Here is an 11,379-nt window from a genome sequence, read left to right on the forward strand (position 1 = left end):
TATCAGTTATCAGTTATCAGCTATCAGTTATCAGTTATCAGCTATCAGTTATCAGTTATCAGCTATCAGTTATCAGCTATCAGTTATCAGCTATCAGCTAAAGGCTTACCACTGACCGCTGACCACTGACCGCTGACTGCTGACCGCTGAAGGCTAAATGCTTACAACCAAACTCCCTACAAGCTCAAGAATATCATGACAGATAAATCGAATAATCTTGCTATTATTCATTTCGATGGTGTCAGCAAAAGAGGCACTAATCAATCCGCATGTGCTGCTATAATTCAGTATCAAGGTGAAGTTTATCCAGTCTCTCAATACTTAGGATTTACTACTCAGAACCAAAGTGAATATATGGGACTAATCCTTGGACTACAGAAGACTTTAAAGCTGGGAGCCAAACAAGCCAAAATCTATGGGGATTGCGAACTAGTAATTAACCAGCTTCATGGGGATTATATGGTTAAAAACAACAATTTAGTTAGCTTTCACAGCCGAGCCAAAACCCTTCTTGATAAACTGGATTTCTACGAATTAATCTGGATTAACAAAACCCAAAACCTTGAAGCTGACCAGTTAGCTAATGACTGTATGGATTTAGAAAATTGCCAGAAGTAAACCTAAGCATTCAGCTATCAGCCTATGGGCTACGCCAACAGCTTTTGAATAAAATAAGCTGACAGCTGTCAGCTGAATGCTTACCTCAGTTTTCTTTTGATGCCTGCTCCTCTTGCAACAGTTGCTCTTTGGAATCTCCCCAGTAGGCTGCGTAAGTCCAAACTTCGTGGTTATCGTTTTCTTTGCTTTCTACTGACCATCGATAAATAGCTGATTTCGGCTCAACCCCAATTTCTATAAGCTTGGCACCCATATAGTACTCCATTTGGTTTTTGGTCATATACTTGACCCCAGTAGGCTCATTCTTTTTTACGGTTCGGGACATGAAAGCCTTAGTATGTTTTGCCATTTTGTTTCTGTTTTGGACTTGAATATATAGAATTGCTGATGTCTTGCATCCGTTCTTGAGTAATCTCTAGCAAGATTTAGACACAATTCTTCATATTCTAATGCTTGAAGGGAAAACAGAGTTAGGTAAAGTACCCTACTTCCGGTATTTTCGGGCTGAGCAACTGCTGAACATCTAGTGATGGGATGGGCATGATCCTTGCCAGACTTCGCTGCTGCTGCACCATGCCATCGCATTTGCGATCGCTTTTAGCGGAAGCTTCGCTTCATCGCGTAGCGTGACCAAAGGTCAATCGCATTAGTATGAAGAAAAGGATGAAGGTCAGCAGTTGCATCCAGACCAGTCTACTAAAGGCATTGCCAACGGCAATTGTGGCTGATCATCCACTGGCCAGATCCCTCAGTGTTGAGGAACTAATCAACTGCAATTCTCATCAAGAGTGAGGTGCATAGGATTTTTTTCCACTCCCCCCTCCTCGTGCGGTGAAACCACTACTAACAAAACTCTTCCCCCTACTCCCTAAAACCAATGTATCTGGGAAAATTGAAGCTTAAGCCGGTCTACTGGCTCTTAGGGCTAATCTTGGCAGTCATCCTCCTATGGGCACTACCCAAGCCCTGGCACGCTGCCAGTTTATCCACTGACCCGAAAGTATTGCATGTCCTCAATCGCGTTAGTTTTGGTCCTCGCCCTGGGGACATCGAACGGGTGAAATCTATGGGAGTTGAGGCCTATATTCAGTCCCAACTTTCCCCAGAATCTATTCCTGAACCGCCACAACTGAGGAAACAACTCAATAATTTAGAAACCCTGGAACTGAATCCAGTGGAGCTATGGAAAGGCTATGCACCACCACAAGGTAAAAAGAAACGGCAGCTGAGTCAGCAAGAACGGAAGCAGGCTCAAAAGCGGTCGCAAATACCTAGGCAGCAGGGATTAGAAGCCCGTTTAATCAGAGCGATCGCTAGCCCTCAACAGCTCCAGGAAGTAATGGTAGACTTCTGGTTCAACCATTTCAATGTTTTTGATAGCAAGGGATTGAATCGGATCTGGGTTAGTTCCTTTGAACAAGATGCCATTAGACCCCATGCCCTTGGTCGTTTTCGGGATTTGTTAGGTGCTACAGCTCACCATCCCGCCATGCTCGTATATTTAGACAACCACCAAAACACTGCACCAGGAAGTCCAGGAGCTCGTGGTCGATACAAAGGGCTGAATGAAAACTATGCTCGGGAACTGATGGAACTCCACACCCTAGGAGTAGATGGTGGCTACACCCAAGAGGATGTAATTACCTTAGCGCGGATCTTGACTGGCTGGACTACTGACCGTGAAGGTAAGTACGGTGACGGTCAGGGATTTTATTTCCACACTAAGCGCCATGATTACAGTGATAAAGTTTTCCTGGGTAAACCGATTCCAGGTAGCGGCAGCCTAGAGGGAGAGCAAGCCCTAGACCTCCTCGCTCGTCATCCCTCCACCGCCCATTACATTAGCTATAAATTAGCCCAGTACTTTGTAGCTGATCAGCCACCAGCAAAGCTAGTAGACACTCTAGCCCAACGCTTTTTGAAGACCGATGGGGATATTCGTAAGGTTCTCGAAACCCTATTTCAAAGCCCTGAATTTTGGGACACTCAGTATTACAACAGTAAATTTAAATCCCCCTATCACTACATCATCTCAGCAGTGCGAGCTACAGGCAGTAAAAAGCCCAAATGGAAAACCCTATCTGGTATTATCCGTCAGCTAGGAATGCCCATCTACGGCTGCCCAACTCCCAATGGTTACAAAAACACTGAGAAGGCTTGGCTCAGTCCAGATGGGATGATTCGCCGGGTCAGCTTTGCCACTGCATTAGCTAATGGTAATTTCGAGCAGCGTCAACCTAAAGAAAAGCGTAAACCTGTGGATGCTGTCCAACTCAGGAAAACCCTAGCCAATCACTTTTCTGACCAAACCAAAGAAGTCATCGACAGTAGTCCAGCTAAGCTACGAGCCGCCTTGATTCTGGGCAGTCCAGAAATGATGTATCGGTAGTATCTTAGGGAACAGGGAACAGCGGATCTGGGAATAGGGAGTAGGGAGTAGGGAGTAGGGGGAATAAAATTGATTCACCATACTTTTTGAAGTATGACTGATGACTTATGAATTGTTATTTTAAATTTGCCATTTTTAATTTTTAATTTTTAATTTTAATACAAGTATTTTATAGCTATTCCAAATAGCTTATAGAACTAAATCCTGATTTATTATAATATCAAAAACTCCTCGGAGCTCTTTCCCACTATTGCCTATTGCCTATTGCCTATTGCCTATTCACTGCTCCCTGCTCCCTGCTCCCTGCTCCCTAAAAAAATGTACCTCACTTCATTGAAAACCGCTAGATAAAATAAACAATGAAAAGACGCAAATTATTACAACAAGCTAGCCTTCTAACTGCTGGGGGAATTATCTCCGTTGGGAGTTGGGTAGCCAGAGGATTAGCAAATACAGCAAATACTAATCACCGTAAGCGACTGATTGTTATTTTCCTTCGGGGTGGGATAGATGGACTGAATGTAGTTGTGCCATACCAAGACGCTGATTACTACCAAGCGCGACCGAGAATTGCGATTCCTCGCACCGGGGAAAAAGGGGGAGTGTTGGATTTAGATGGTTACTTTGGTTTACATCCAGCTCTAGGTGATTTGATGCCTCTTTGGAAACAGAAAAGTTTAGCTTTTGTTCACGCCAGTGGTTCACCAGACTCCACTCGCTCCCATTTCGATGCTCAGGATTACATGGAAAGTGGCACCCCAGGCATTAAGAGTACAGATGATGGCTGGATGAATCGACTATTAGGGACGATTCCCAAGGAAATACCAACTCAAGCCGTGAATATGGGCACCACAACCCCACGGATTCTATCCGGTCAGATGCCAGTGGCTAATTTACCGATGGGGAGAAATTATAATCACAAGCTCCCTGTAGACCGTCCCCAAATTGATGCTGCTTTTGATCAGCTCTATCGTGGTAATGATGCGATTAATCTGGCTTATCAGGAAGGAAGTGAAGCACGGAAGATACTGCTGGCTGAGCTAAAGGAAGAAATGATGGCAGCTAACCGGGGAGCACGACCTTCCTCTAAATTTGTTGGTGATAGCCGCAAATTAGCCAAGCTGATGGTGGGGGATGCTAAGACCCAACTGGCATTTTTGGCCTTAGGTGGCTGGGATACCCATGTTAACCAGGGCGGTAGTCAAGGACAGCTGGCTCGAAAACTTAAGCGTCTAGGACAAGGGTTGGCTACTCTAGTCAAAGCCTTAGAACCGATTTATGCCGATACTGTGATTGTGGTGATGTCAGAATTTGGTCGTACCCTGGCAGAGAATGGTAACAAGGGTACTGACCATGGACACGGGAATGTGATGTGGGTCTTGGGTGGAGCAGTTCGCGGTGGTAAGGTATATGGAAAGTGGCCTGGTTTGGCTGAATCCCAGTTGTATGAAAAACGGGACTTAGCAGTAACTACGGATTTTCGTGACGTGCTGATGCCTGTGCTAAAGGAACATATGGAGATTGGAGACTCCAATTTAGCCCAAATCTTTCCTGGTTTTACGTCTAATCAGAATCTGGGGCTTTTGTAGGGAAACAGAGGTGTCGGGAGAGGGGAGTGCGATCGCTTTCGGCAAAGCCGAAAGCGTGACCATTCGCGTAGCGTGGCCTTTTGGCCAAGGTCAATCGCGTTTTAGTTGATGCCTTCACAAAGAGTGCGATCGCTTTCACTGACATTCCGGTTATTCTTCAGATCATCCAGATAATCCCTAGCCCAATCGCAACCACGTCCCAGTAGCTCATCTAGACTACTTAGAGCAAGATCGATATTCCATAACATTACAGTTTTATTATCACTAGCTGTAGCAAGAGTCTTGCCGTCAGGGCTGAAGCTAACACTATTGATCCGAGCACCACTACTCTGGAGAGTTTGGAGTAGTTTACCCTCCGGAAGACTCCAGAGTTTGAGTGTCCCGTCACTTATACCACTGGCAAGTATGGTACCGTCGGGGCTAAAACTGAGGCTAGTGACTGCACCACTATGTCCTAGAAGGGTGCGGATTTCCATTCCTGTCTTCACATCCCAGAGTTTTACGGTTCCATATCGATCAGCAGTAGCAAGAGTTTTTCCTTCTGGACTGAAACTGATGCGATCGACCCAGTTATCGTAGTAGTATCCTTGGGGGGTGTTATCGTATCCTTGAAGGGTGCGGATTTCCACTCCTGTCTTCACATCCCAGAATTTTACGCTTCTATATCTACCAGCAATAGCAAGAGTTTTTCCGTCAGGGCTGAAACTAACGCTGTAAACATCACCTTTATGGGCATAAATAGTTTTGATTAGTTGACCGTCCAAACTCCATAGTCTTATCGTTCCATCTAAACTAGCACTGGCAAGGAATTTTCCATCAGGGCTGAAACTAAAACTTATGACTGAATTTTGATTTCCTTCTAAGGTTTTGACTAATGTACCGTCTAGTTTCCAAAGTTTGACAGTTCCATCTCTACCAGCACTGGCAAGGAATTTCTCATCAGGGCTGAAACTAAGACTTATGACTGCACCTTGATGTCCTTCTAATGTCCTGACTAGTGTACCGTCTCGTGTCCAGAGCTTAACAGTTCCATCAAAGCTAGCACTGGCAATTAAGTTACCGTCGGGACTAAAGCTGACACTATCAACCACAGCCTTATGTCCAAATAGGGTTTGAGTTTTGGAATTATAGTCCTCAACGTTCCAGAGTCTGACAGTAAAGTCTCTGCTAGCGGTAGCTAAAATTGTGCCATCGGGACTGAAACTAATGCTTGTGATCCTATTGTTATGACCTCGCAAGGTTTGAAGTTCCTGACCTTCCCGACTCCAGAGCTTAACAGTTCCATCTAAACTGCCAGTGGCAATTGTCTTCCCATCAGGACTAAAGCTAACGCTGTTGATTGTGGTACCAAAGCTTTGGAGAGTTTGCTTTTCCTGACCTTGAAGATTCAAGAGTCTGACAGCTCCATCAAGAGTGGCGATGGCAATGGTCTGACTATCAGGGCTAAAACTGATACTTGTGATTCGAGTTTTCTGTGCTGGAAAAGGTTGCCCAATTGGGTTACCTTGTCTGTTCCACAATCTTACTATTCCGTTGCGACTACCACTGGCAATCACCTTACCATTAGGGCTGAAACTGAGACTGATAATACTAGCGTTTTGTATTGGAAAGGGTTCCCCAATTGGGTTACCTTGTCTGTCCCACAATTTTACTATTCCGTCGCGACTACCACTTACAATCACCTTACCATTAGGGCTGAAACCGATACTTGTAACCTCAGTTTCATGCCCCTGTAGGGTGTTTAGTAATTGACCGTCTATACTCCAGAGTTTGACGGTGCCATCATCACTACCAGTGGCAAGGATTTTACCATCAGGACTGAAACTGACGCTATTGAATGTATCTGTATACCTCCCCCCGAGGCTGTTTCGTAATTTACCTTCTATGGTCCAGAGTTTGACAGTGCCATCATCACTACCAGTGGCAAGGAGTTGACTATCAGGACTAAAACTGACGCTATTAACCCAACTGTTATGACCTTCCAAACGATTACGCTCTCTGACTCCATAAAGGGCTTGCTGTAATGCAGCTAAAGTCTGAGTTCGGGTATCGGTTCCTACTGCGATTGCTGACTTAAGTTGTCTTCCTGCCTTTAAAGCGAATATGAGTGGATCAAGGGACTCCCTATTTCTGTTAAATAGGGCTTCTGATTGTTCAGTAAGAACAACAGTGTTTAATATTTTGGCTTGTCTCAAAAATAGTAGTCCCAGAAATCCCGGAAATAGCATTAATAGTACCAGAATAATCAAGGTTTTTACAACTGATGATCTAAATCGGCTTTTAGATAACGCCTCTTGTCTATAGGCCTCTTCTAGTCTTACTTTACTTCGTTCCGCCTCTTTTCTTGCTAGTCTTTCCTGTTCCAATTCAGTGATTATTAAAGCTCCTGTCGATTGACGAATAATAGGAACAAGATAGTCGTGTACTAATTGATAGCGAGCAGTCGAAAATTCTGGCAAAAGTAAAACCAATCCTGAGTTGACGAAGATCTCTAATATTAAATCCAGGTTTTCTGTCTCTCCTACTCCGAGATCCAATAAACCCGATCCTAACTCTGCCCTAGACTTGAGTGGTCGAGTGTTATTTTCATCTGTTAGGAGGTATAAAACTAGTCTTGCGTCACGTTTATTCCAATAACCACAGTCTTTAACAACTCCAGCTAAAAATCGCTCCAATAGCTTTTGTTTAGAACCGATTTCTTGATAATCACCCAGTTTATGAATTTTCTCTTCTTGCAATTGTGAACCCACAATCTGTAACTCAATTGGACGAACTTCCCCTAGCTCTCCAGCTAAATCATTAACAAGTTTATCAATCAAATTTTTATCTAAATAAAACCGATTTTTTTTTGTTAATTTATCTATAAAAATAGCACTTTCTTGGCGAGATAAATTTCCTAAATAATAAAGAATGTCTTGGCTTAATATGTACTTGATAGTATCTATTTTTTGTGAACGTTGAAATTCTAATAGATAGTGTAGAGAGTCTTCCCTTAATGACAGAATAACTTGAGTATAAGGAATATAGTCAATTGCTGTTTTTAAGAATTCCAATAAAAGATTACGCTCGACTAGATCTGGGAGAGCTGAAAATAATTCTTCAAACTGATCAAAAATTAAAACTGTTAGTAAGTTTCGGTCACCATTTTCTTGCAACTGTTCCAAGATGGTAGTTACTGAATCTGCTTCAACAGAAATACTAAGCCCTCTTGCTTTTAGTGAATTAACCAATAACTCCCCCAACTGCCTAACCCAGTCAGTATAGACTCGTATGGGAATTGGCAGCACATCTCGTTGACCAATGGCTCGTTGTTTGAGAATTGGAACTAATCCTGCATAGATTAAGGAACTTTTACCAACCCCAGATGCTCCATGAATAACAGTTAATTTACAACTAGTATTGCCAATTCTTTCGACCAAATTATTGATATCTTTTTGTCGGCCAGAAGCGATGATTTCGTCTGCAACCATTTCAGGCTGATCAAGGGCTGGAAGTTGAGACTTAGTTCTTCTTCGTTTTGGCTGTAATCTCCCTGTACCGATAAAGGCTCGCAAGCCAAACTGTTGCTCAATGGATATTCGTTCTTGTTTAACTCTAAAAGCAGCTAGATAGTCACCTTTTTCAAGGTATAATTCCCGCCAGCTTGCCAAAATCCTAATATAAAGCTCTGGAGCATAATGGGCTTGAGTTTCTGCTTTAGCTCTTTCCAGATACTTGATACTGTCTTGATACTTACAAAGACCTTTTTCTGCTCTTGCGAATAATAATAAATACCAAGCTTTATCAACAGATGGCATCCGATATAATTTTGTCTTATGCTCCGATGAAGTTGCTGTTGATTCATCCAAAAAACTAGTTTTCAGGATTAAGAGTGCTTGCTCTGCTAATGCCTTAGCTTCAGTCCAAGCTAATTTATCTAAAGCTACCTCCGCCAGAAAACCATAATCTTTAGCTAACTCAATTGAATTACCATTGGCTCTATGGAGTGTTAGAGACCTTTGGGCTAAGGTTTCCAAGTCTTCCCATCGTTGTAAGCGTTGCAAGACTCTGGCAAATTGAGTAATCAATCGGTTAGGTAAATCCTGATCAGATATCTGAGCTAAACTATCAACACATTGCTCAAATAAATTTTGTTCTTCACTATTTCCATAAGGACACAATCCGATATGAAATAAAACCATCCCTTTCCAATCGTAGCGGGTTATGCTTTGCCATATTTCTAAGCTTTTATGAAAGGAAATTAAGGATTCTTCTAATTGTTTTTTAGCATAGTAATTGCGACCTACCATGAAGTAAAAACTAGCTTCTAACTCTGGCTCTATTTCCTGGTTATGATGGTGTAAATCTTGCCAAGCTAAATCAAATTCGGATAGATCATCTATCCCCCGATTCAGCTCATACAAAAATTTGTCAGGATCAGAGTCTGGAAAGGTAGCCAAGATCTCCTTAGCTTTTTGAGATAGAGTATAGATTAATTCATAAGATAAGGAATCAGGAGGGGTTTGAAACTCCCTAGTTGTGCCCCAACTCTCCAAATCAGGAGCAACCCGAATCAATTTGGTTTGAACGTCATCATTAATCCACAGCACTAGGGGGAAATGGAAATTTTTCCGAAACTCTTCCCGCACTTGGTTAGTGGCAGCCAGCAAGCTATCAATATCATCAACGGCCTCTAAGCCAAAGACCATCACAGCCCCTGGTTGCTGATCTCCTAAATCCTGCCGAATCTTGCTATATAGTTTGCTATCAGACTTTTTCAGCACAACCTCGCGGATTTGAACAGGACAGGTTTCTCGGAGCCCCTCAGTCATTTGCTGCTGTACATAGGTATAGTTACAGTGTGCAAAAATCAGTGAAAATTGCCCCTGAGAAGCTTCCATTGCCCAAGCCAATGTTTGCAACGCACGTTCGTTGTAGGCAGCAACTTCTTTGGTTTTATCGGAGATACTCATATATAGCAAAGGGAACAGCGGATCACCGGAACAGGGAACAGCTTGTAGGGTGGGCAAAAACAGTTTGGTTATTTTGAGTTTTCTAGATTAGATTAGTTTGCCCACCGGACTTTAATTGGTATTTTTTTGACAGCCAAGTCCCTAACATCAAACTAGTTCCTTAGCTTCTGCTAAAATTGGATTAACATCAAACCAAGGTTCATCTTGATCATAATACTCATAAACAAAGCGACTGCGGATTAAGATTTGATATCCATCATCTCCAGTCACTTTCTTGTCCTTAGCTACTTTACGCAGTAAATCCCATTCATCATCAGTGATTGCTAAGACAAGTTTATGACGCTGGGCCCGAATCATACTTTCTAGAACATGGCTGGAAAGGGGTAGTTTTCCTTCCTCCATGATCCATTCACGGAGAAACCGAAGTAAATTCCGCACATGACCACCACTAGCACCACATAAACGGTCTAAGGTTTCAGGACTGTCAAAAATTGCTGTAATTTTAGTCAGACGCTGGTTTGGCTCTAAATCTGGGAATGCTCTTGCCAGCACCATCTGTCGCAGCAGTGCCATTCCTTCTTCATGTTTACTACCGTCCCGTAAATGCACAGGTACCATTGGCAGGACTTTGGGGTCGGTCATAAACCGTTCACTCACCATCCCAAAGTCATTGGAGAAGCGCAGTGACAATGGAATAGTGTAAACCACGTGACAGCCCAGTCCCCGCAACTGTGCCCCTCGATCCGCAAACAAATATTCTGGCTGAAGACGACCAAAGGGCTTTTGAATAGAATCTACCCGGTCAAGGTTATCAACAATAACTACTAGTCCCTTTTTCCCGCTCTGTTTCAATTTCTTGATAGCAGGCTCCAGCACCTCCTGATTAATTGCTTCAATAATTCCATTGGTTCGAGGCTCTAGATATCCTCTCAACTTATCCCGCTGCTTAGGGCTAGCTTTGGCTTGACTAGTAATGGTGGCAATCCCTACAGAGAATTCTACATCCGATAGCTCCATCGGTGTTTTTAAGATATCTGTGACTTCACCGAATAACCTCTGAAAGTACCCTGGTTGAAGGCTAATGCCAGCACTTTCCAGACTTTCACTGACTCGACGAGCGATCGCCAGTAAAATATCGCTAATATCAACATCGCTCATTTCCAAATCTTGATCGGACTCGAAGTAAACCACATGAAATCCTGACCGTTCTAAATCCAGTTTTAACCTGAGCAACTCCGTAGACTTGCCGCAGCCAATATGCCCAGTAAACAGTTCACAAGTAGGCTGATTGGGTGAAAATATAGCAATCTTTTTTCTAAGTTTTTCAATAATCTGACCGCCGCGTACTGAAGAGAAATCAATGTAATACTTGCGATCCTCCTCATTGTCCACCGCTAAGGTTTTACTGGGGTTGGTCGCTCGGTAAAACGTTTGTAAATCAGCCATTTTACTTTTTTATTGGTGGTTTTTACCTATTCTGTACCAAGCTGCGGTTGGAACATAGAACCGTTCATCCTAGCTGGCATTATGCACCCACTCTATTTTATATCATTTTCGGTTGAACACTTATAAATAGTAGGGAATAGGGAATAGGGAATAGGGAACAGGGAATAGGTAAGAGTAGGAAAGAAATCCGATAACTTTTTGGGGTGATGCTAAATAAGCCTTGATTTTTAGGGTCAGTTTTTAAAAACTGATAACAGTTTTTTGATGTATTTTTTTAATCAAAAATTACTAATTATCGGTTATAATAATTATGAGTTACAGCTAATTTTATCCTACTCCCTACTCCCTACTCCCTACTCCCTACTCCCTACTCCCTACTCCCTAC

7 protein-coding genes are annotated in these 11,379 nt (G+C 42.8%); 3 read left to right on the forward strand and 4 right to left on the reverse strand.

What is annotated here, in order from left to right; all coding sequences use genetic code 11:
* Positions 1-195: 195 nt before the first annotated feature.
* The gene (locus tag AC4II3_RS12225; protein WP_488011027.1) at positions 196-618 is read left to right on the forward strand and encodes a ribonuclease HI family protein; all 423 of its coding nucleotides are present in this window, start codon (positions 196-198) and stop codon (positions 616-618) included.
* Between the two features lie 85 nt (positions 619-703).
* Here the strand turns inward: AC4II3_RS12225 and AC4II3_RS12230 are convergent, their stop codons facing one another.
* Positions 704-967, reverse strand: a complete 264-nt coding sequence (locus AC4II3_RS12230; RefSeq protein ID WP_293020207.1) for a hypothetical protein — start codon at positions 965-967, stop codon at positions 704-706.
* A gap of 528 nt (positions 968-1,495) precedes the next feature.
* On the opposite strand from AC4II3_RS12230, the gene AC4II3_RS12235 reads away from it, so the two are divergent.
* A complete protein-coding gene (locus AC4II3_RS12235) occupies positions 1,496-3,007 on the forward strand; it encodes a DUF1800 domain-containing protein (protein ID WP_488011025.1) in 1,512 nt (503 codons plus the stop codon).
* 359 nt (positions 3,008-3,366) lie between these two features.
* Complete coding sequence (locus tag AC4II3_RS12240) at positions 3,367-4,596, forward strand: DUF1501 domain-containing protein (protein WP_488011023.1); 1,230 nt, start codon at positions 3,367-3,369, stop codon at positions 4,594-4,596.
* Here AC4II3_RS12240 and AC4II3_RS12245 read toward each other — a convergent pair.
* The 3 genes from AC4II3_RS12245 to AC4II3_RS12255 all read right to left on the reverse strand — a co-directional run bounded on the left by AC4II3_RS12245 (position 4,571) and on the right by AC4II3_RS12255 (position 10,994).
* A complete protein-coding gene (locus AC4II3_RS12245; protein WP_488029288.1) occupies positions 4,571-4,741 on the reverse strand; it encodes a hypothetical protein in 171 nt (56 codons plus the stop codon). The two genes, AC4II3_RS12240 and AC4II3_RS12245, sit on opposite strands and share 26 nt — an antisense overlap.
* A complete protein-coding gene (locus AC4II3_RS12250) occupies positions 4,698-9,605 on the reverse strand; it encodes a WD40 domain-containing protein (protein ID WP_488011021.1) in 4,908 nt (1,635 codons plus the stop codon). Before AC4II3_RS12250 ends, AC4II3_RS12245 begins: the two co-directional genes overlap by 44 nt.
* A gap of 90 nt (positions 9,606-9,695) precedes the next feature.
* Positions 9,696-10,994, reverse strand: coding sequence for an ATP-binding protein (locus tag AC4II3_RS12255; RefSeq protein WP_488011019.1), 1,299 nt, complete (start codon positions 10,992-10,994; stop codon positions 9,696-9,698).
* Positions 10,995-11,379: the final 385 nt, after the last annotated feature.

The organism is Moorena sp. (assembly GCF_982860115.1).

Excerpts from the sequence above, each read along its gene's own strand:
- AC4II3_RS12225 (WP_488011027.1), top strand. The coding sequence starts at position 196 with ATGACAGATAAATCGAATAATCTTGCTATTATTCATTTCGATGGTGTC.
- AC4II3_RS12245 (WP_488029288.1), bottom strand. The coding sequence starts at position 4,741 with ATGTCAGTGAAAGCGATCGCACTCTTTGTGAAGGCATCAACTAAAACG.
- AC4II3_RS12240 (WP_488011023.1), top strand. The coding sequence starts at position 3,367 with ATGAAAAGACGCAAATTATTACAACAAGCTAGCCTTCTAACTGCTGGG.
- AC4II3_RS12230 (WP_293020207.1), bottom strand. The coding sequence starts at position 967 with ATGGCAAAACATACTAAGGCTTTCATGTCCCGAACCGTAAAAAAGAAT.
- AC4II3_RS12255 (WP_488011019.1), bottom strand. The coding sequence starts at position 10,994 with ATGGCTGATTTACAAACGTTTTACCGAGCGACCAACCCCAGTAAAACC.
- AC4II3_RS12235 (WP_488011025.1), top strand. The coding sequence starts at position 1,496 with ATGTATCTGGGAAAATTGAAGCTTAAGCCGGTCTACTGGCTCTTAGGG.